The organism is Streptomyces sp. NBC_00354 (assembly GCF_036106915.1).
Taxonomy (GTDB): domain Bacteria; phylum Actinomycetota; class Actinomycetes; order Streptomycetales; family Streptomycetaceae; genus Streptomyces.
On record NZ_CP107983.1, the window covers coordinates 2,064,942 to 2,085,721 of the forward strand.

A 20,780-nucleotide genomic window follows, 5' to 3' on the forward strand; every position below is an offset into this window, starting at 1 on the left:
CTGCTGAAATGACCTCCCAAACACACTGCACGGGGGGTGCGGAGCAGATGGCGGGGACCGAGTTCGGGCATGCCCTGGGGCGGTCCCGCGCGCTTTCCGGCCTGCCGGCTGCTCCGCTGGTGGCACGGTACGGGGAACTCGTTGCGCTGCAACAGGCCTTGGGCTTACGCCACTTGGGCGAGTTACTGGTTCCGGCCGGCGGGCGGTTCCGGGTCCTCGACGGGATCTTCACCGTCGAAGGGCCGGGGCGGCGGCGCCATGTGGGGGCCGGGGCCCTGCGGGGGCTGCGGGCTTCCCGGGGGGCTGCTGGAGGCGGGGCCGGCGCGGGTTCCGGCGCCGGTGCCGATGCCGGTGCGCTGCTGGAGCGGCTGGCCGGGATCCAGGAGCGGGATCCGGCCGCGCTGCGGCGGATCCTGCTGTACCAGCTGGTGCAGCTGCTCCACGACCACCCCCGGGGGGAGTTGCCGGACACGGCCGCCGGGTTCGGGGTCGACCCCGACGAGGCGGCGGCCCTGGTGCACGCCGCCGCGGGGAGCCCCCGGCTGGATCCGGCGCAGCGGGCGGCCGCCGAGGGGCTGGAGGACGCGTGGCTGGCCGGGCGGGTGCGCGCCGCCGCCCGGAGCGCCGCCGTACTGCCGCCGCCGGTGGCCGGCGGGGATCCGCTGCTGGCGGGGCGGCTGGCCGAGCTGGCCGGGCGGGTACGGGCCGCCGACGCCCTGCTGGACGAGGCCCGCGCATACGAGGACCGCGAGGATCCGGAGCAGGCCGCCGCGGCCTACGCGCAGGCGGCCCGGCTGGCCTGGGACTGCCCGCGCGCGGTGCGGGGGCTGGTCCGCACCCACCGCCCGGCCGACGGGGACCCCGGGCCGCTGGAGGCCTGGCCCGTACCCGGCGGGGCGGCCCTGCGCAGACCGCCCGGCGCCGACCCGGACGGGACCTGGCGGGTGGTCCGGCTGACCCGGCGCGAGCCGCTCACCACACCGCTCCCGGAGGTGCCGGGCCCGCTCGGCGCGGGACCGCTGACGGACCGCCGGGCCCCGCTCGGGCGCGAGGTCCGGTACGTGGCCCTCCCGGCCGAGGACGGCGCCCCCCTGGTCAGTGCCCCGCTGCTCGTGGCCCCCGAGGTGGCGGAGCTCCGCCTCACCGACGGCCGCTCCCGCATCGAAGCCGCCTGGCTCCGCCCGCCCGGCGCGACCGGCGTACGGGTGACCCTGACCGACCCCGAGGGCCGCACGACGAACCTCGGCCCCACGGCGCCGTCCGACGCGGCGGGTGGACGGGAAGCCGTACGGGCCGAGGGGCTGGGGCCCGGGGCGTACGTGGTGCGGGTGCGGTGTCGGTATGCGGGCGCGGGGGGCGAGGTGGCGTCCGGCGGGGTCGAGGCCGCCGTCACCGTGCATCCCTGGCCGGAGCCGGTGGTCGGGCTCCGCGCGGTCGCCCGCGACGCCGGCGGGCTGGAGTTCCGGTTGGCCGGGGGCGCCGGGGCCGACGTACGGCTCGTGCAGTGGCCGGGGGCGGTCCCCGCCGAGGGGGCCGAGCTGGCGGTCGGCGCACTGCCGGCTGCGCTGCCCTGGGTGGATGCGGACGGCATCGCCGAGCCTCCGCCCGGCACGCTGGCCACCGTCAGCGCCGTGGCCGTCCTGGGCGACCGGGCGCTGGCCGGGCCGGGCGTGGCGGTCGAGGCCCCGGAGGCGGTAACCGGGCTCACGGTCCGGCGCACCACCGCCGGGCGGGCCCGGATCAGCTTCGACTGGCCCGACGGCGCCGGCCGGGTCACGGTCGCCGTCACCCCCGAGTCCGGCGGCGAGCGCACCGAACACCCCGTCGTACGGGCCGTGTTCCTGCGCGAGGGGCTGGAGCTGCCGGTCGGCCCCGGCGCCGTCCGCGTCACCGCGTACGCCGCCCCGCGCAGCGCGCTCGCGACCGCGGCCGCCTCCCGCGACGCCGAGCAGGCCGTCCTCCCGGCCGATGTGGCCATCGCGTACCAACTCCTGCCCGGGCCGCGGCGAATGCTGCGCCGCGGTCCCGCCGTGCTCCGGGTGACCCTCCTCGCGCCCGGCGGGGATCCCGGATCCGGGCTGCCCGACTTCGTCCTCGTCGCCGGAGCGGGCGGCGGTGCGGCCCGCCCTCACCGGCCGGTCGACGGCGCCGAGTTGTGCCGGGTGACCGGCGCCGAGCTCGCGGCCTCGGGAACCGTCGAGCGTGAGATCGTCCCCCGCGCGCCCGGCGGCCCGTACGCCGTGCGCGGTTTCCTCCTCGGCGGCCGTGCCGCCTCCGTCCGGCTCGACGAGCCCTCCCTCACCTCCCTGGTGGTCCGCTGACATGACCTCCGTCGTCTGCCCCTACTGCTTCGACCGCTCGGCCGCCGCCCGGCTGCCGTTCCGCTGCCAGATGTCCGCCACCGGGGTGCGCGGCGGCAAGCCGTGCACTGCAGAACTCGACGGCATATGGGCGGAGTTCATGGGACCGAGCGTGCCGCCCGCGCTGAAGATGCGCGGCCCGGTCTTCACCGCCCCGCGCGGCCTCGCCGGCCGCCTCGGCAGCGGCGGCGCCGCGCGGGCGGACTGCCCGCACTGCGGGGTGTCCACCCCCGTCCGGGTCTGCCTGCGCTGCCACAGCGACTTCCCGAGCGACTACACCGACCAGGACACCCGGATCATCGCCCTGCTGGGCCCCAAGGCCTCGGGCAAGAGCACGTACGTCTCCGTCCTGATCAACGAGCTGCGCAACCGGGTGGGCCGGGCGTACGGCGCCTCCATCACGGCGATGGGCGGCGAGACCCAGCGCCGGGACCGGGAGATGGCCGAGGACCTGTACGACCGGCTGCGGCTGCCGGAGGCGACGAGACCGGCGGCGCTCGGCTTCAACGACCCGCTGCTGTACCGGCTCAGCCTGCCGCTGCGCCGCCGGCTGCGCGGGGACGGCAGCCGGCACACCGCGCTCGTGTTCTTCGACGCGGCGGGCGAGGACCTCGGCAGCGCCGAGGCCATGGACCGGTACACGCACTACCTGGCGGCCGCCGACGGGATCATCCTGCTGGTGGACCCGCTGCAGATGCGGGCCGTACGGGACCAGCTGCCGGTGGACGCGGGGCTGCCGCTGCCCACGGTGGAGACCCCGCCGCAGCAGATCGCGGCGGACCTCGCGGCGCAGCTGCGGGCCCACGGGCGGGGCACCTCGCGGGGCCGGGTCACCACGCCCGTGGCGGTCGCGGTGACCAAGACGGACTCCCTGTTCTCACTGGTGGGGCCGCACTCCCCGCTGCGGCGCAATGCCGGGCACGCGGGCGGCACGGTGGACGACGAGGACCGGCTGGCGGTGCACGAGGAGATGCGGGGGCTGCTCGACGGCTGGGACTCGGGGGCGCTGTACCGCCAGCTGGACCGGGACTTCGCCCGGCTGTCGCTGTTCGGGCTCTCGGCGCTCGGCTCGCCGCCGCCCGCGCACGCCCCGGCGGACGCCCCGAAGTCGGGGCCGCAGCCGCTGCGGGTCGAGGACCCGCTGCTGTGGCTGCTGGGGCTGGGCGGACTGCTGCCGCGCACCGGGACCGGCGGCGCGGGCCGGCGTACGGCGGCGGCCGCAGGCGCCGGCGCGACGGCGGACCGGTCGCACGCGTCGGGAGGAGCGGCATGAACCTCGCGCAGATGCACTACACCTCGGCGCCGCCGGGTCCCGACGGATCGGGCTTCCGGTTCACGGCCGTCAGCCCCGGGGTGCCCGCCTCGCTGCTGCGCGAGGCCGAGCAGCTGATCGGGTACGAGCCGCCCCGGGACGCGCCGCCGCGCCCGAGCCCGGACCAACTGGATGCCTTCCCGCAGGCCCTGAGCCTGAACGTACTCGCCGACGGCAGCCGGCTGCTGGCCCGCTCGGTGTACACGGGCGCCGACTACAGCGGCCGCTGGGGCAACTTCCACGCCCACGCGGTCCATCTGCCGCAGCCCGCCGACCCGGACCGGCCCGCCGAATGGCCGCTGCCGATCACTTCCTGGGGCTCCCGGCAGTGGGCAGCCGATTCCCCGCCGGTAGGGGCGCCCGTACCGCCGCTGGCGTCGGTGCCGGCCCCGGGCCCGCTCGACGTCGGCGCGCTGGCGGCCTTCGTGACCGCTCGGGGGCGCTGGCTCGCCGGGTTCTTCGCCGATGTACGGCGGCTCGTCGAGGACCCGGCCGCCCCGCAGCTCGTCCTGGTGGAGCAGGACAGCGAGGCCGTGGCCTGGTGGATCCTGCTCGCGTGCAGCGTGCTGCCGCACCGGCGCGGCCAGTGGCTCACCTTCACCACCTACACCCGGCGGCCGCAGCTCGCCCGGCAGCAGATCATCGGCGTGGTGCCGGAGGACGGCCTGAGCCTCTCCGGGCAGGAGCACCGCTACCGGGTGTACGACGCCGCCCGTGCGGCGGCCCCCGCACCGGGCCCCGACCCCTGGGCGCAGACCGCCGCGCTGATCTGGCGGGCGCAGCGGCAGGACCTCTTCGCGGACGTCCGGCGGCTGCCCGGCCGGCGGTCCGGGCCGTACGAGGCGGGCCCGCTGGCCGCGCTCGCCCTCGCTGCGGGCATCGGGCTGGACTCGGCGGGCCGGACCGCGGCCGCCGACTGGGCCGCCGGACACCGGGAGTCGCTGGACGGCGTACGGCTGCACGCGCTGGCCCGGGCGCTGGGCAGCCCGGCCGGGGACCGGGGGCCCGAGGAGGCCGCCGCGAGCGGGCGCCTGCTGACGGCCCTGGCCGGCTGGGCACCCCCGGCGGTGAGCGAGCCGCTGGTGGAGCTGGCCCTGGCCGGGGCGGTCCGCTCGGGCGGCGCCGTCCCGCCCGCCGGGGCGCTGGGCGAGGATGCCCGGGCCCGGCTCGCGGCCGAGCTGGGGCCGGAGCTGCGGGCGGCGCTCACCGACACGGAGCGCGAACCGGACGACCGGGTGGGGCTGTTGCGGGTCGCCGCCGAACTCGGGGTGGGCACCGCGGATCTCCTGCCCGATGTGGCACGGCAGTTGGCGCGCGCCCTGATCGCCGATCCCGAGCGGGCGTACGGGGAGGCGGTACGGGCCGCGCTGGCGGAGCCGGCGCAGCTGCGGGAGCAGGCCGGTCTGCGGGGCCTCGTGCTCGACCGGCTCGACTCGCTCGCGGCAGGCGATCCGGCCGCGGGGGCCCGGCTGTTCGCCCTGACCCCGCTGCGGCTGACCGGGGCCGAGGCGCTGCCGCATCTGCGGATGTGCGCACAGGCGCCCGCGGTGGCCGGGGCGGGCGGGGCTGCCGGGGCGGGCGGGGACCGGGTGAAGACGCTGACCCGGCTCGTGGAGCACTCCGGCGCCTCGCTGGAGGAGGAGCCGCTGGTGCTGCGCACGGCGATGCGGCTGGTGTGGGGCGGCGAGCCGCCGGGAGCGGGCGAGGCCTGGCTGGCCCTGTCCGCGCTGGGCGACCGGGCCCACCGGGAGGCCGGCACCTGGGAGCTGCTCGCGCAGGCGGCGGTCCGCGCCCCGGCCGGCGACCGGTACGCGGAGGAGCTGGCGCTGGAGCTGCTGCGGCGGTTCTCCGCCGAACTCCCCGCCCCGCTGCGGTCCTCGCTGCTGCTGCTGGAGCTGGCCCGGAACCTGCGGGCCGGGGAGACGGGGGCGGGCTGGGTCCGCCAGGCCCTGGACCTGCGTTCGCTGGACCCCACGCCGACGGCGCGGGAACACGCCTACGCGGCGGTGGCCGACCGGCTGCTCGCCGAGGACCGGCCCGGGAGCGAGCTGCGGGCCCTGGTCGAGAGCAACGACGCGGAGCTGCTGGCCGCGTACCGGCGGGCCGCCCGGCAGCCGCAGGTCTCGGACCGGCTGAGGCGCGACCCCCGGTACGCGGCGGAGTGCTTCGCGACCTGGTCCTCCCAGCCCCAGGCGGGCCCGCTGTGGCAGGAGGCCCGCACCGACCTGCTCGACGGCGTGCTGCGCCCGGTCGTACGGGGCCTGGCGCCGGCGGAGCTCAACGCGCTCGAGGAGGCGCTGGGCCGGCTCGGCGGCCGCTGGGCGGAGGACTTCCGCGGCTGGCAGCGGCCCGGCGCCTTCGGACGGCTCCGCGACCGCTTCGGCGGCTCCGGGCGCCGCGGCGCGAAGCCCGCGCCCGGCGGCCCGCCGCTGCGGGGCGGCTCCGGTGGGCCCATCGTCCCGGGCGACTCCGCCGAGGAGGGGCGGTGGCCGTGAACGCGGGGCTCGTCCTGCAGATCCTCGGCGTGGCCACCGGCGTGATCGGGGCGGCCGTCTGCCTCGGGTACGGGCTGTGGCGGTTCCTGGGACTGGCGCTGGGGGCCGCCTGGACCGCCTTGGGGCCGCGCACGCCCGGGACCCCCGACCCGCGGGTCGGCTCGTACGGCGGTACGGAGCCGGGGCAACCCGCCTACTGGGCACGGCAGATGTGGATCGACGCCGTGGCCGCGGCGCGGGCGGCCGCGCACACCGTCCGGTACCTGCTGGTCCACCACTGGCTCGACGAGATCGTCCGCCACCGGCTGCTGAGCGGCCGCAACGGATCGACCGGAGACCGCGCCGAGCACGTGCTCGGGCGGCTCCTGCTGCGGCTGCTCGCACCGGCGACGGCGCTGGCCGCGCTGCTGTCCGCCCTGCTGTCCTGCGTCCTGCTCCTCGGCATCGCGCTGGCGTTCGCCGCCCAGCTGCTGCTGGTCTCGGGCGTGGCGCTGGCCGGGGTGCTGGCCGGGCGGAGCGCGGAGCGGCTGTGGAAGCTGGCCCGCGGCATTCGCATGAAATGCCCGTACCCCGGCTGCTACCGGCCGTTCCCCCTGGCCGTGCACATCTGCCCGGGCTGCGGCGCCGCCCACCGCGAGCTGCGGCCCGGCCGGTACGGGGCGCTGCGGCACGTCTGCCGCTGCGGGCGGGCGCTGCCCACCACCGCGCTCGCCGGGAGGCGCAAGCTCACTGCCCGCTGCCCGCACTGCGACCAGGGGCTGCCGCCGGCCGTGGGCACCACGCGGGTGGTGCACGTGCCGCTGATCGGGGGCACCTCCGCGGGGAAGACCATGCTGATGGCGGCGATGCTCGACGGGCTGCGGGCCTGGTCGCACGAGTCGGCGCTGACGGTCGAGTTCGCGTCCCCCGCCGACCGGCGCGAGGCCAACACGCTGGGCCGGCAGGTGGAGTCGACGGGGTGGGCGCTGAAGACGCAGGGCGGGCAGCCCAGGGCGCTGATGCTGCTCGTCGGGCGCGGGCACGGCCGGCTGCGACTGCTGCGGCGGCAGCGGCTGCTGTACCTGTACGACCCGATGGGCGAGTCGCTGCGCGATGCGGACACCACCCGGCGCCAGGAGTACCTCGCCCACGCGGACGGGGTCCTGCTGGTCGCGGACGTGCTGGCCTCGCCCGCCGTACGGCGCACCCTGCGCGGGGGCGACGGGCAGCTGGCGGTGGCCGCCCGGCCAGCCGACCTCGGTCCGGTGGAGACGTACGCGGGGTTCACCGGGGAGCTCCAGGGCCTCGGCGGCCGGCGGCGGCGCCTCGGCGTGGCGGCGGTGGTGACCAAGCGGGACGTGCTGGACCGGCTGGACTCGCTGCCGCGGCCGGAGGGGGGTGCGGTCGACGCCTGGCTGGCCGAGATCGGGCTGGGCGAGCTGGTCCGCGCCCTGGGCCACGACTTCGCGGCGGCCCGCTACTGGGCGGTCAGCGCCCATGCCGCCACCGGGGCGGGCGCCCTCGCGTCCGAGCAGCGGCGGGCGGCGGAGCCGGTGCTGTGGCTGCTGTCCCGTACGGGGCTGCGGATCGGCGGAGCGGCGGCCGCGGCCGAGGAGCCGCGCCTGCCCCGGCTACCCCGGCCGCGGGGCCGCACCGGCCGGACGGCAGCAGATCGATCAAGCCTGTGACGTGGCCCGGGCCGGGGGCTAGGGTCCAAGAGTCATCGAGAAGAGGAGCAACACCCCATGGTGACACCGCAGATCGCGCGGGGGCGGCTGCTGATGCTGGTCCTGTTCGTGGTGGCGGTCGTGATGACGGCGGCCGCCGGGCTGGCGGCGCTCGTGCGGTACGTACCGCAATGGCTCGGGAGTTGAAGGAGATTAGCGGTGAGTGACATCCCCGGCGGGCCGATGGCGAACCGGCCCGTCCACTTCATCTGGCTGCTCGACTGCTCGTACTCGATGCAGGGCGAGAAGATCGGCCAGCTCAACTACGCGATCAGAGAAGCCGTTCCGGAGATGCGTTCGGTGGCGCAGGACAATCCGGCGGCCCAACTGCTGCTGCGCACGATGACGTTCTCCACCACGGCCCGCTGGCACCACCAGGACCCGGTTCCGGTGGAGAACTTCACCTGGCAGGACGTCCAGGTGGACGGCATGACCAATCTGGGCGAGGCCCTCCAGCTGGCGGCCCGGGAGCTGGACACCCCGCCGATGCCGCAGCGGGCACTGAAGCCGGTGCTGGCGCTGGTCTCCGACGGGGTGCCCACGGACGACTGGAAGGCGGGGCTGCGGGCGGTCGACGCGACCCCGTGGGGGCGCAAGGCCGTACGGGTGGCCATCGCGATCGGCGCGGACGCCGACCGCACCGTGCTCCAGGAGTTCCTCGGCAATCCGGAGCTCCAGCCGCTGGACGCGAACAGCCCCAAGCAGCTGGCGGCGGCGATCCGCTGGGCCTCGACGGCCGCGGTCAAGGCGGCCTCGCAGCCGGTGGCGGGCTCCGCGGACGCGATGGCGAAGCAGCCGCCGTACGCTCCGCCGGTGCTCGACGACGACGATGACGACGTGTGGTGAGCGGGCCCGTGTCACCGGAACCACCACCCGTACCGCCGCACGCACCGCCACACGCACCGGCGCCCGTTCCGCCCTGGGCCACGCTCCGGGAGAGCATCCAGGGTGTGAACAAGACCCGCAACCAGGACTACTGCGAGGTCGCGGGCCGCGGCACCGCCGAGGAGCCGCTGATCATGGCGGTGGCCGACGGCCACGGCTCCGCGGTGCACGCCCGCAGCCATCTGGGCTCCCGTTTCGCGGTGGACCTGTTCGTGGAGGAGGCCCGGCGGTTCGGGGCGCTCGCCCAGCCCCGCGGCGAGGAGAGGCCGCCGAGCCTGGCCTGGCTGATGCACTATGCCGGGCACACCTTCCCGCGCCAGCTGGTCAACGCCTGGCGGGAGAAGGTCCTCGGCAACTGGGAGCGGACCAGCTCCCACGAGGAGCCCGGCCTGTCCGAGGAGCACAAGCTGCTGCTGTACGGGAGCACGCTGGTCGGCGCGGTGCTCACGCCCCGGGTGTTCGCGGCCTGGCAGCTCGGCGACGGCGAGCTGACGGTGGTGGACGACGACGGGCGGGTGACCGTGCCGCTCGCGCCCGCCGAGGCGGACCTGGGGGACGAGACCGAGTCGCTGTGCAGCCCGGCGGCATGGCTGCGCGTACGGACGCACTGGGCGCCGGTGACCGCCCCCTCGCGGGCGCCCCGGCTGGTCGCGGTCTCCACGGACGGGCTGTCCAAGAGCTTCGCCTCGGACCGGGGCTTCCTGCAGTTCATGGCCGGGCTGGACGAACGGCTGTCGGCGGAGGGCGCGGACACCGTCCGGGCCGTCCTGCCGGAATGGCTGGCCAAGGCCTCGCAGCACTCGGGGGACGACACGACTCTGGTGGCGGCCTGGCACCCGGCACCGCCGGCAGCCACCGGGGCGTACGGGACCTGCGGGGCTGCCGGGACCTACGGGGCCACCGGGGCGACGACCACTGACGCGGCACCACCGACCGACCCGTACGGGAGAGACGAATGAGCGGCATGCTCGACAGCGGAACCCTGCTGACGACCGACAGCGGCATGGGCGTGGAGGTCTTCGACCTGCTCGGGGCCGGCGGCCAGGGGGAGGTCTACCGGGTGCGGACCCCCGCCGGGTACCAGGCGCTCAAGTGGTACTACCCGACCTGCGCGACCCCCGCGCAGGAGGACATCGTCCGCCAGCTGGTGGGCCGCGGCTTCGACGACGACCGCTTCCTGTGGCCCCTGGACTTCGTGGCCGACGGGCGCGGCGGGTTCGGGTACCTGATGGACATCCGCCCGGACCGGTTCAAGGGCCTGCCCCTGCTGTTCCGGCGGCAGCTGCACACCACGCCCCGGGCCCTGCTGACGGCCTGCCTGTACACGGTCGAGGCGTACCAGGCCCTGCACTCGCGCGGGATCGCGTACCGGGACATCTCCTGGGGCAACATCTTCTTCGACCCGGCGACCGGCGACGTGCTGGTCTGCGACAACGACAACGCGGTGGTGGAGGGCGACAGCACCGGCATTTCGGGGACGATGGAGTTCATGGCGCCCGAGCTGGTGCGGGGTGATCCGGGGGTCTCCCCCGGCACCCAGAGCGATCTGCACTCGCTGTCCGTGCTCCTGTTCATGCTGCTGATGAACCACCACCCGCTCAAGGGGAAGCGCGAGTTGGCGATCCACTGCCTCGACGAGGCCGCGGAGCGCAAGCTGTACGGGAAGCAGCCGCTGTTCGTCTTCGACCCGCAGGACCGGTCCAACGCGCCCGATCCCACCGAGCACGCGACGGTACTGGCCACCTGGGCGGTGGCCCCGGCATCCCTGCGGGACCTGTTCACCAAGAACTTCACGACGGGCCTGCAAGATCCCACGACCCGGGTCCGGGAGTCGCAGTGGCGGGACACCCTGCGGGCCGCGCTCGACGCGGTGGTGGAATGCGCGCAGTGCGGGAAGCAGAACATGACCGAGCCGCGGGCCGCCGATCCGGGCACGTGCTGGAGCTGCGGGAGCACGCTGGTGCTGCCGCCGCGGCTGGTGCTGACCACTCCGCCGCCGCGCACCGAGCACCACATCCTGCTGCACCGGTCCTCGCGGGTGCAGGCGCACCATCTGGCCCCGGAGCCGGCCCGGCACGACTACGGCGATGCCACGCTGGTGGCGCAGCTGACCGAACACCCGCAGAAGCCGGGCCGGTTCGGGCTGGCGAACCGGTCGTCCTCGGCGTGGACGGGAACCCGCGCGGACGGCTCCACCCAGCGGATCGACCCGGGGCAGACGGTGCCGCTGCGCTCGGGCCTGGAGCTGGACTTCGGCGGCGCGCGGGCCGTCGTACGGTCGAAGTAGGCGGGGCCGCCGGGCCGGGCCCGGGCCCCGGCTCGGGTCCGGCCCCGGGCCGGGGGGCGTCTACTCCTCGGTGATCCACGTCCACAGGGTCTCGTCGGCGGCCGCCCGGATCGCCGCCTCCTCCAGCCCGACGAGGGCGCCGGTCGACGCTGCGGCACCGAGGAGTTCGGGCGCCGGGACGGCGCGGAACAGGGATGCCGCCGGGTTGCCGGGCAGCGCGATCCAGCCGCCGACCCGCAGGTCGCCGCAGAACCAGACCACGCCCCGCCCGTCGCGCACCGAGAGCCAGAACTCCTCGGACATCGACCCGCGGAACGCGGCGACCGGGGTCCGGTCCGGTGCCAGCAGCCGGACCTGTGCCCCGACCATCGCTTTGTGGTCCGCGCTGGCCTCCCCGTCCAGGCGGCACGGCCACACCTGCCACGGCTCCTGCCGGAGCGTCAGGAGTGCCTGCTCCTTCCGTGCGGCCAGGTCCTGCGGCCACAGCCCGAGGAACGCGAGGAATCCGAGCAGCGCGGCGAGCGGCAGGGGCGCGTCGAGGAACCCCGTCATCAGGATCGCCACGGCGAGCCAGGCCAGAAGGCCCTGGAGGGTCCTGCTCGCGTATCCGGGTTCCAGCGCGTTCTCTGCGCGCGGAGTCGGACGGTCCGAAGTGGGCCCGGGGCGGCGTGGGCCCCCGACCGGGAGGGCCGGGGTCAGTTGGCCAGGAGGCGGCTGATCTCCTGGGCCAGGGCGAGTCCGCCGCTGCCGGCGCCGAGACCGAGGGTGATGGTCTCCAGCGAGCGGCGGATCACCCCGGGCTCGGCGGCGCGCCGCTCCTGTGCGGCCCGGTCCAGTTCGCCGCGCAGGGTCTCGGCCGCGGCGATCCGCTCCTGGGCCGCGCCCTGGTCGCGCAGCCACTGCGAGAGTTCGGCGGCCAGCCGCAGGGTCTCGGCGGCGGTGTCCTGCTGTCCGATGTTGATGGTGCCGTTGTCGCCGATGATGCCGGCGGTGACTTTCTCGTTGAAGTTGAAGGTGCCCATCTGTCCCTCCCGATGGTGGTGACGGTCAGGGCGTCCCTCGGCCCTGTCCGGGGTGCCCGGCCTGTGCACCGGGCCCGTTGTGGTGGTTGACCGTGCCGTTGTCGCCGATGACGCCCGCCTGCACGCTGCCCTGGAAGGTGTAGGTGTGCGTGTTGATGACCTGCTGCGCCTGGTCGTAGGAGCTGGTGTCGATGTTGTGGTCCTTCAGGAACCGCTCCGTCGCTATCAGCACACCCTGCTGGAGCCGCTGCAGGAAGTCCTGGGAATCGGTGCGCTCGCTGAATCCCAACTGATCCCAGTCCGCGACACGCTCACGGATGCTGTCCACGGCTCCGTAGTCGTACAGCGCGTGCCGTTTGTCGATCTCGCGCCGTACCTTCTCCAGGGAGCGGGCGCGCCTGCGCTGCTCGGAGGCCCGCTGCATGAGCCGGGAGGAGGCTTTGAGCAGGGCGGTCCCGGTCCGGGACGTCGCGAAGGAGACCAGGCTCCACCAGCGCTCGAGCCCGTCCAGCGGCAGCCGGTTCACCCGGTCGAAGCGCGCCTGGAGCGGGGGGATGCCGTACGCCGACACCTCCCAGGTGAGGCTGGGGTGGTGGAGGCGGGCCCGCAGGTGCATGGAGACGATGGCGCGGCCGCCCTCGCCGGCCCGGACCAGGCTGAGGTAGGTGCGCATGCCTGCGCCGGACTGCATCAGGCCCGCCTGGACGAGTTGCCTGGGGATCTGGGCGCTCGGCCGGCGCAGCCGGTCCGGCAGCAGTTCCGCCCCCACGTACGGGACGTTGGTCCCTATGACATAGAGCCTGTTGCGGACCTGGAGGCCCTTGAGGCCGGCGATGTTCTCCATCTCGCGGGCCACATAGGTGTGCAGGTCGACCGCGTCGAACGGCTTGATGGGCAGCTTGCCGCCGTTGCCCGCCGGGTCGTCGGCGGGGCGGCTGACGTCGATGGGCTGCCAGACCATCTCCTTGAGCTTGGAGCCGCTGCCGACGAAGGGGTTGGTGCGCTCGGCGCTCGCCGTGTACGGGACCACGTTGGCCCGCTTCGTCGCCAGCAGCCGCTGCTCCACCTCCGGTTCGACGGCCGGGGCCAGGTCTGCCGGGCGGTCCGCGCCGTGCTCGACGGCGAGGGCCGCCGTACGGGAGCGGCTCTCGGCCTGGTGGACGAGCCACCAGGCGCTGCCGTACGCGAGGAGGACCAGTGCGGCGGCCGCGTACGCGAGCACCCACCGGGCGGTGGCCGCCGCGTACAGCAGCAGCGGCAGCGCCGCCCATACGCCGACGGCGCAGATCCAGGCCAGGCGCCGGTCCCGTACGTCGATCCGCCGGACCGCGGCGCGCGCGTGGCGGGCCAGCGCCACCAGGTCGATGCCGAGGGAGAGGCCGGTGGCGCGCAGCCCGTCCGCGGTGAGTTCCAGGTCCACGTCGCGGGCGAAGTCCTCGTCCAGGTGCGCCCCTGCGCACAGTTGGCGGGTCACCGCATCGGTGCGGTACTGCGCCAGCGCCGGTAACCGGCGTGCTGCCATGTGCCCCTCCCCCGTGTCCCCCTCGGTCTTCGGCACACCCTACGGAAACGGGCCCTGGCTGTCCCGCCGTTGGGCATGATCAGCCGGGGGACGCCGGGCGGGGCGGGAGGCGCACGTACTCATGCCGGGTGTGCAGCGCGTGGGGCCGATCTGAGCATCCGTACTCAGGTCCGGCCGCTCGCGGGGTCGCATCGTGGGGGCATGCTCATTCAGTCGTGTGATCCGTCGCCGCGCGCCGGGATAACCGCCGTCGGCAGCCTGTTGCCCGAGGAGGTCCGCTCCTCGGAGGACCTCCAGCAGGAGGTGGCCCGCCGCAGCGGCCTCGTCCTGCCGCCGAGGCTGCTGACGCAGGCCACGGGGATCGTCTCGCGCCGGGTCGCGGGCGAGGGCGTGTACGCCTCGACGCTCGCCGTGGGCGCCGCGCGCCGGGCGCTGGCCGCCGGCGGGCTCACCCCGATGGACATCGACCTGCTGGTGTTCGCCTCGGCGTCGCGCGACATGGTCGAGCCTGCGACCGCGCACATCGTGCAGGCGGAACTCGGCTCCCGGGCCCACGCCTTGGACGTCACCAACGCCTGCAACAGCTTCGTGAACGGCATCGACCTGGCCCGGGCCATGATCCTGGCCGAGCGGGCCCGGCGGGTGCTGGTCGTGACCGGGGAGACCCCGAGCCGGGCCGTGCAGTACGCGCCGGCCGGCCTCGCGGAGCTGCGCGAGGGCTTCGCCGGGTACACGTTCGGGGACGCGGGGGCGGCCGTCGTCGTGGAGGCGGTGGAGCGCGGCGGGATCCTCGACGTGGACACCGAGACGCATTCCGAGCACTGGGAGGTCGGGGGCATCCCGGGCGGCGGTTCGCGGCACCCGCGCGGGGATGCGTACACGTACTTCCGCGGTGACGGGCACGAACTGCGGGGCGTCTTCGAGAAGGTGGGCACCGCGGTCATCGACCGGACGCTGCACCGTACGGGGATGGACTGGGACGACTTCGCCAAGGTGCTGGTGCACCAGGTGACGGTGCCGTACCTGGAGCGGTTCGCGGAGCTGACCGGGGTGCCGGCCGGGAAGCTGGTGGTCACCGTGCCGGAGCTCGGGAACATCGCGAGCGCGAGCATCGGTGTGCAGTTGGACCGGGTGTTCGGGGAACTGGAACCGGGGGAACGGGTGTTGTGTGTCGGGCTGGGCGGCGGGATCAGCATCATGACGATGGTCTGGGAGAAGTCGTGACCGGGCGGCTGTGGGTCGTCGTGCCCGCCCATCAGGAGGCGGCCCGCCTCGGCGACACCCTGCGCGCGCTCGCGGCCCAGCGCGACCGGGACTTCACCCTGCTGGTCGTCGACAACGCCTCGGCGGACGACACGGCTGCGATCGCACGGGAGTTCGCCGCGGTCGCGCCGTTCGCGGTGGAGGTGATCGAGGAGCCGGAGAAGGGGGTCGGCTCTGCCGTGGACACCGGGTTCCGGTACGCGATCGGCCGGGGCGCGACCCTGCTCGCGCGGACGGACGCCGACTGCCTGCCGAGGCCCGGCTGGACGGCCGCGGCACGGGCCGCACTCACGGCCCGCCCGGGCCTGGTGTGCGGGCGGATCACCGCCCGGCGCGACGAGCACGGGCCGCTCGGCCGGGCCGGTTTCGCGGGGCTGGTCCGGCTGGCCGCGCTGTTCGGGCGGCTGCGGCCGGAGCACGCCGCCCGGCGGGGCGGCTTCAAGGCGCCGTACCGCATGCACGCGGGGAACAACATGGCCATCACCGCCGATCTGTACCTCGCAGTCGGCGGGATGCCGCGGCGTCCCTCGCCCACCGATCGGCTCTTCCTCAACGCCGTACGCCGGCACACCGACCGGATCACGCACTGCCGGCGGATGGTCGTGGAGAACTCCACCCGCCGGCTGAAGGCGTACGGGATCGCCGGCACGGCCCGCTGGTACCTCGACCAGGGCAGCGGCACCCACGGAACGGACCCCCGCTGATGCTCGACCGACTCGACCACGCGCTGCGCGCCCGCCCCGAGCGGGCCGCCGTACTCACCGCCACCCGCACCGGAGCCACTCGGGTCCGCGCCACGCGCGGCGAACTCGCCGAGCTGGCCGACGCGTTCGCTGCGGGCCTGCATGCGCACGGGCTGCGCGCCGGGGACACCGTCGGGGTCGCCGTCCGGCCCGGGCCGCGGGCACTGGCCGTCATGCTCGCGCTGTGGCGGCTCGGGCTGCGCGGGGCCGTGCTCGACCCCGGCGCGGGGCCCGACGTACTGCGCGCCCGGCTCGCGCTGGCCGAGCCCTCGCTCGTCCTCGCCGACGCGGCCGCGCAGGCCGTCGCGGGCTGGGCCCGCCCGCTGGCCCGCCGGGTCCGGCTCGCCCTGCCGGACCTGGCCTCGCTGGGCGCCCCCGTGGCCACCGTGGGGCCCCGGCTGCCCGGCTGCGCACCCGCGCTGGACCTCGGAGCGGCGCGCTCCGGGGTGCCCGGGCAGGGGCGCCGCCCGGCGTACGGGGACGCCGACGCCGACGCGGTGATCGTCTTCACCTCCGGGACCACCTCGCGGCCCCGGGCCGTGGTGCACACCCGGGGGAGCCTCGCCGCCGGAATGGCGTCCGTCTCCGCGCTGTTCGGGGCAGCGGATCCGGACCGGGCGGGCGATCCGGTGCTCGGCGGCACCTTCTTCGTGCTCGTACCCTCCCTCACGCACGGCGCCCCGGTGGCCCTCCCGGCCCGGTCCCCGGCGGTCCTGGCCCGGCAGCTGCGCCGGCTGCGGCCGCGGGACACGTATCTGACCCCGCCGCAGCTGCGGGACGCCCTGGGCGCGGGGGCGCGCTTCCGGGGGCGGGTGTGGACGGGCTCGGCGCCGGCGAGCGCCGAGCTGCTGTCCCGGGTGCGCGGCGCGGGTGCCGAGGAGGCATGGGGCGTGTACGCGCTCACGGAACTGTTCCCGGCCGCCGCGGTCGAGGCGCGGGAGAAGGCTGCCTACGAGGGTCCCGGCGACCTGGTCGGGGCCCCGCTGCCCGGTGTCACGGCGAAGCCGGACGGGGACGGTCAGCTGCTGCTGGCGGGGGCCGCGGCCCGGCACCGCTACCTGGGCGAGGAGCCCGAGCCGTGGGTGCGTACGGGTGACCGGGCGCGGCTGGACGGCGCGGGGCGGATCGTCCTCGAGGGCAGGAGCAAGGACATGGTGCTGCGCAGGGCCGAGAACATCTACCCGGGCCTGTACGAGCCCGCGCTGCACGTGCCGGGGGTGGAGCTGGCCGTGCTCGTCGGCATCCCGGCGGGCCGCGGCGCCGAGTCCGCGGGCGACGAGCGGCTCGTGGCCCTCGTACAGCCGCAGCCCGGGGCCGCCGAGCCGAGGCTGCGCGCCGCGTTGGCGGGGCCGCTGGGGCGGATGGGGTCCGCCCGCCCCGACGCCGTGATGTTCGCGCAGATCCCGCTGGCGGGGCGCTCCCGCAAACCCGACAGGGCAGCGGCTGCGGCGCTCGCGGCGGCCCGCCTGAGGGGGACCCGATGAGCCAGGCCAGGGCCCGGCGGCGCGACCGCCGGGTGTACGTACGCAGCCACCCGCTGCTGTTCGCCCTGCTCGCCGCCACCCGCGGCCGCCCCGTACGCCGGCTCGGGGGCACGCTGCTGGTCCACGACGCGTCCGCCTACCGCGAAGCCCTGACCCGCCTCCCCCTGAACCGCACGGCCCCCGGCACCACGGGCGCCGCGGCCCGCACGGCACTGGCGGGGTCGGCGGAGCCCGACCGCCCGGCGCCCACCGGTCCGGCGGAGCCCGACCGCAGGACGGCCGACGCGGCACGCGCGGTGCTCACCGGGTCGGCGGAGCCCGGCCGGACGACGGCCGGCACCACCGATGGCGCGGCACACACCCCGCGCGCGGGCTCGGCGGAGCTCGGCCCTGCGGCGGGCGGCATCGCCGGCGGCGTGCTGTTCGATCAGGAGGGCAGCGGGCACCGCGCGGACCGGCGGGGGCTCGCGCAGGAGCTCGGTGCGGCCGGCGTGGAACAACTGCGCGCGGTGTGGCAGCCGTTGCTCGCCCGCCGGCTGGCGCCGCTCGCACAGGGCGGCGAGGTCGACGCGGTCGCGCTCGCGCGGGAGCTGGCCGGCACGGTGGTCTGCCGGCTGCTGGGCGCGGAAGCCGGCCCGGTGGAGGTGGCACAGGCCGCCGCCGACGCCGCGGCCGCGTCGGTGCGCACCCATCTGCCGGGCCCGCACCGCCCGGGCGCGAAGGCGGCTGCCGCCCACACGGCGCGCAGGCTCCAGTCCCTCCTGAGCCGCCCTCTCGCCACGCCGCTCCCCACGCCCGTGCCCGGCTGCCCTCATGCCGCGGCGGCCCACGGCGTCCCGGGCGCCGATGGGGCTGCCGCCCGGTGCCCTCAGGGCGGAACGGCAGCCGGCGCCGAGGTGCCGGGCCGCGCCGCCTCGCCGCCCGGCAGCCGGGCGGGTGGGGGCGATGCGCTCGGTGCGATGGTGGCGGTGGCCGCCGTCAACACCACCGTGGCCGCGCTGCCGCGGGCGGTGGCGTGGTGCGCCGACGCCGGTCTGTGGGAGCAGGCCGCAGACCCGGTGCTGCGGCTCCGGCTGGCCGACGAGCTGCTGAGGGTCACTGCGGCCTCGCCGCTGCTGCCCCGGGTGGCGGCGGCCGACGGGACGGTCGGCGGCTGCCCGGTCCGCAGCGGCGACCGGCTGCTGCTGGTCGCCCGGCATGCTGCGGAGGCACACCGCCGCGACCCGGACGCCCTCGCCCCGGCCGATCCGGCCCTGGCCCACCTGGTGTTCGGCGCCGGCCCGCACGCCTGCCCCGGCGCCCGCCTGGCCCGCATCCAACTGGCCGACACCCTGGCGGCCCTGGCCCCGTACCGACCGGTGGTGACCCGCGCCCGGGTCGACCGCCGGGCCGCCCTGCCGGGCTGGCGCCTGCTGACCGTGAAGGCCACCTCATGAACGCCGACCGGACCGGCCGGACCGCAGCCGGAGCGGACCGCTCCGCCGGTGACGGCCGGGGGGTCGGGGGGCTGCGGGTCGCCGTGACCGGGGGGAGCGGGTTCTGCGGTGGGCACGTGGCGCGGGCCGCCGTGGCGCGCAGTGCCGAGGTGGTGTGCCTGGGGCGGCGGCCCGGACCCGTCGGGGAGCACCGGTTCTGGGACGCGGCCCGCGAACTGCCGGACCTGGCCGGGGTCGACGTCGTCGTGCACTGCGCGGCAGCGGTCGGCGACCCGGCTCCCGGCTCCCCCGCCGAGGCGGAGATGTACGCGGTCAACGTCACCGGCACCGAACGGCTGCTGCGGGCCGCCGGAGACCGGCCCGTGGTCTGGGTGAGCAGTGCCAGCGTCTACGATCCGCGCCGGGACCGCGCCCTGGTCCGCGAGGACCACCCGCGCGCCGGGCAGTTGAACGCGTACGGCCGCACCAAGGCGGCGGGCGAGGCCCTCGCGCTGGCCGCGGGGGCGGTCGTGCTGCGGCCGCGGGCCGTGTACGGCCCCGGCGACGGCACCCTGCTGCCGCGGCTGCTCTCCCGGGTCCGGTCCGGGACCCTGCTGCTGCCGGGTCCGGACGTCCCGCTCAGCCTGACGGCTGTGGAGAACCTGGCCGATGCCGCGCTCGCGGCGGCCGACGGCTGGGCCCCGGGCGCGTACAACGTGGCCGACGCGGCGCCCTACGCGCGCGACGCCGCCGTACGCCGGGTCCTGCACGCGCACGGCATCGCCGCCCGTATCCGCCACCTCCCGGTGGGGGTGGCCCGTACGGCGGCCCGCGCGGCGGAGGTGCTCGCGCGCGCCGGCGAACCGGCCCTCAGCCGCTACGCGGTGGACCAGCTGGCCCACCCGGTGGTCCTGGACCTGACCCGGGCCCGGTCCCAGGGCTGGACCCCGCACCGCACGCTGGACGACTACCTGGCCACGCTCGCCCCGGGCAGCCGGCCCGTCCCCGGCAACTGAGGGCTGTCCAGGCGCCGACGGCCGAGCGGGACTTCGCGGGGGCGCCCTGCGGGCATGTCCTGTCGGCGCGTCAGACTTGCCCTCACATGCGCTGCGCCGTGACCGTCAAGGAGGGTCACGGCGAGTGAAAACAGCCGGCTGAAGTGGGGATGCTCAGTGAGTACGGGAAAGTGGCTGCTCGTCTCTCTCCGGCGCTACGTCCTGACCGCCAGTCTGGGGTGGGCAGGTGCGGCGGCGTTGCTGCCCCGCCTGGACGAGGATTCCTTCGGCGGGACGTTCGCCGTGGGGATGGCAACGGGGCTGGTGGGGGTGCCCCTCCTCACGATCGCGACCATGCTCGTGATCACCCTGCTGGCACAGCGGCGGTACGAACCGCCGACCGGCGGTGTCGAGCGGATACGCGGCGGCTGGATGGTCGTGCTTCCGCTGGCCCCGTTGCTGCCGGTCGCGCTGCTCATGCCGCTGCAGTACCTGATCATCGTGGGCACGCAGATCGTCTACGTGCTGGGGGTGTTGCCCTGCCAGGATTCCCGTGACACCGCGGACGTCCTGCACTCGCTCGCCGACCGGGCCGTCCCTGCCGCGCACCGGGCCCGGATTGCACGGGCGGTCGCAGGACTCGGCACCAGGCCGGTACGGGAAGCCCTGGTGAATGCCTCTGCCGACGAAGAGCCGGAAGTCGCCGAGGCGGCGCTGGAGACGCTCTGCACCATCTGGCAGCGCAGCGGCGTCGTCGACGAGGACCTGCTGCTGAAGATGCACCCGCAGGCCCAGGACCGGGTCCGCGCCCTGGGCGTCGAGGTCCGCAGTCCTCGCTGAGGACCGCAGGGGACCGGTCGGCGGGGCTCGGTCCCCCCGCGCCTCAGCCTCGCCGACCGGCGTTCAGGCCCCCGTTCAGGCCCCCGTTCGGGTCCCTGTTCAGGCCGTCGCCATCCTGCGGCGCAGGCTCAGCGGGCGCATGTCCGTCCACACCGTGCCGATGTGGTCCAGGCATTCCTGCCGCGTGCCCGTCGTGCCCTCGGCGTGCCAGCCCGCCGGCAGCTCGCGGTCCGCACGCCAGATGGAGTACTGCTCCTCGTCGTTGCGCACGACCCGGTAGCCACTCTCGTCGGTGTCAGTCATCGCTTCGGTCCTCCGCAGTCAGTCGGTCATCCGGTGTCATCCGGCCTTTCCGTCAATGGACCACAGCGTGCCGCCCCGGCCCGGGCCGCCATAGGGACAAACGCGCAGAAGGACCGGCGGTCGGTGCTGCCGCTCCTTCCCTGGTGAC

18 protein-coding genes are annotated in these 20,780 nt (G+C 76.1%); 14 read left to right on the top strand and 4 right to left on the bottom strand.

The window, feature by feature from the left end:
• The first annotated feature begins 173 nt into the window (after positions 1–173).
• From OHT74_RS09360 to OHT74_RS09395, 8 genes are all read left to right on the top strand, one after another.
• Entirely contained in the window at positions 174–2,321 is a 2,148-nt protein-coding gene (locus tag OHT74_RS09360; RefSeq protein ID WP_328620001.1) for a hypothetical protein, read from the top strand.
• A 1-nt stretch (position 2,322) separates the two neighbouring features.
• Positions 2,323–3,633 carry a TRAFAC clade GTPase domain-containing protein gene (locus OHT74_RS09365; protein ID WP_266662529.1) on the top strand — a complete coding sequence of 437 codons (1,311 nt, stop codon included), beginning with the start codon at positions 2,323–2,325 and terminating at the stop codon, positions 3,631–3,633.
• Positions 3,630–6,167 (top strand): GTPase-associated protein 1-related protein, encoded by a 2,538-nt coding sequence (locus OHT74_RS09370; protein WP_328620002.1) that lies wholly within the window; start codon positions 3,630–3,632, stop codon positions 6,165–6,167. Before OHT74_RS09365 ends, OHT74_RS09370 begins: the two co-directional genes overlap by 4 nt.
• On the top strand, positions 6,158–7,834 hold the full coding sequence (locus OHT74_RS09375; RefSeq protein ID WP_328620003.1) for a TRAFAC clade GTPase domain-containing protein: 1,677 nt from the start codon (positions 6,158–6,160) through the stop codon (positions 7,832–7,834). The genes OHT74_RS09370 and OHT74_RS09375 overlap by 10 nt, the downstream gene beginning before the upstream one ends.
• Before the next feature lie 57 nt (positions 7,835–7,891).
• Positions 7,892–8,020 (top strand): hypothetical protein, encoded by a 129-nt coding sequence (locus OHT74_RS09380; protein WP_266634302.1) that lies wholly within the window; start codon positions 7,892–7,894, stop codon positions 8,018–8,020.
• 36 nt (positions 8,021–8,056) lie between these two features.
• The gene (locus OHT74_RS09385) at positions 8,057–8,719 is read left to right on the top strand and encodes a vWA domain-containing protein (RefSeq protein ID WP_030294174.1); all 663 of its coding nucleotides are present in this window, start codon (positions 8,057–8,059) and stop codon (positions 8,717–8,719) included.
• A 104-nt stretch (positions 8,720–8,823) separates the two neighbouring features.
• Complete coding sequence (locus OHT74_RS09390) at positions 8,824–9,717, top strand: PP2C family serine/threonine-protein phosphatase (protein ID WP_328620004.1); 894 nt, start codon at positions 8,824–8,826, stop codon at positions 9,715–9,717.
• Positions 9,714–11,045 (top strand): protein kinase domain-containing protein, encoded by a 1,332-nt coding sequence (locus OHT74_RS09395; protein ID WP_266662538.1) that lies wholly within the window; start codon positions 9,714–9,716, stop codon positions 11,043–11,045. The genes OHT74_RS09390 and OHT74_RS09395 overlap by 4 nt, the downstream gene beginning before the upstream one ends.
• A gap of 60 nt (positions 11,046–11,105) precedes the next feature.
• Here the strand turns inward: OHT74_RS09395 and OHT74_RS09400 are convergent, their stop codons facing one another.
• The 3 genes from OHT74_RS09400 to OHT74_RS09410 all read right to left on the bottom strand — a co-directional run bounded on the left by OHT74_RS09400 (position 11,106) and on the right by OHT74_RS09410 (position 13,589).
• Positions 11,106–11,609, bottom strand: a complete 504-nt coding sequence (locus tag OHT74_RS09400) for a hypothetical protein (protein ID WP_328620005.1) — start codon at positions 11,607–11,609, stop codon at positions 11,106–11,108.
• Positions 11,610–11,740: 131 nt separating this feature from the next.
• The gene (locus OHT74_RS09405) at positions 11,741–12,067 is read right to left on the bottom strand and encodes a hypothetical protein (RefSeq protein WP_266662542.1); all 327 of its coding nucleotides are present in this window, start codon (positions 12,065–12,067) and stop codon (positions 11,741–11,743) included.
• A gap of 25 nt (positions 12,068–12,092) precedes the next feature.
• Positions 12,093–13,589 carry a hypothetical protein gene (locus OHT74_RS09410; protein WP_328620006.1) on the bottom strand — a complete coding sequence of 499 codons (1,497 nt, stop codon included), beginning with the start codon at positions 13,587–13,589 and terminating at the stop codon, positions 12,093–12,095.
• A gap of 201 nt (positions 13,590–13,790) precedes the next feature.
• On the opposite strand from OHT74_RS09410, the gene OHT74_RS09415 reads away from it, so the two are divergent.
• The 6 genes from OHT74_RS09415 (at position 13,791) to OHT74_RS09440 (ending at position 20,329) form a co-directional block, all read left to right on the top strand.
• On the top strand, positions 13,791–14,813 hold the full coding sequence (locus OHT74_RS09415; protein ID WP_328620007.1) for a 3-oxoacyl-ACP synthase III family protein: 1,023 nt from the start codon (positions 13,791–13,793) through the stop codon (positions 14,811–14,813).
• Positions 14,810–15,556 carry a glycosyltransferase family 2 protein gene (locus tag OHT74_RS09420; RefSeq protein ID WP_266662546.1) on the top strand — a complete coding sequence of 249 codons (747 nt, stop codon included), beginning with the start codon at positions 14,810–14,812 and terminating at the stop codon, positions 15,554–15,556. Before OHT74_RS09415 ends, OHT74_RS09420 begins: the two co-directional genes overlap by 4 nt.
• The gene (locus tag OHT74_RS09425) at positions 15,556–17,079 is read left to right on the top strand and encodes a class I adenylate-forming enzyme family protein (RefSeq protein ID WP_328620008.1); all 1,524 of its coding nucleotides are present in this window, start codon (positions 15,556–15,558) and stop codon (positions 17,077–17,079) included. Before OHT74_RS09420 ends, OHT74_RS09425 begins: the two co-directional genes overlap by 1 nt.
• Positions 17,076–18,515, top strand: coding sequence for a cytochrome P450 (locus tag OHT74_RS09430; RefSeq protein WP_328620009.1), 1,440 nt, complete (start codon positions 17,076–17,078; stop codon positions 18,513–18,515). The genes OHT74_RS09425 and OHT74_RS09430 overlap by 4 nt, the downstream gene beginning before the upstream one ends.
• Entirely contained in the window at positions 18,512–19,510 is a 999-nt protein-coding gene (locus OHT74_RS09435) for an NAD-dependent epimerase/dehydratase family protein (protein WP_328620010.1), read from the top strand. The genes OHT74_RS09430 and OHT74_RS09435 overlap by 4 nt, the downstream gene beginning before the upstream one ends.
• A 156-nt stretch (positions 19,511–19,666) precedes the next feature.
• Positions 19,667–20,329 (top strand): hypothetical protein, encoded by a 663-nt coding sequence (locus OHT74_RS09440; RefSeq protein WP_328620011.1) that lies wholly within the window; start codon positions 19,667–19,669, stop codon positions 20,327–20,329.
• 99 nt (positions 20,330–20,428) lie between these two features.
• Here OHT74_RS09440 and OHT74_RS09445 read toward each other — a convergent pair whose 3' ends face one another.
• A complete protein-coding gene (locus OHT74_RS09445; protein ID WP_266662551.1) occupies positions 20,429–20,632 on the bottom strand; it encodes an MbtH family protein in 204 nt (67 codons plus the stop codon).
• Between the last annotated feature and the right edge of the window lie 148 nt (positions 20,633–20,780).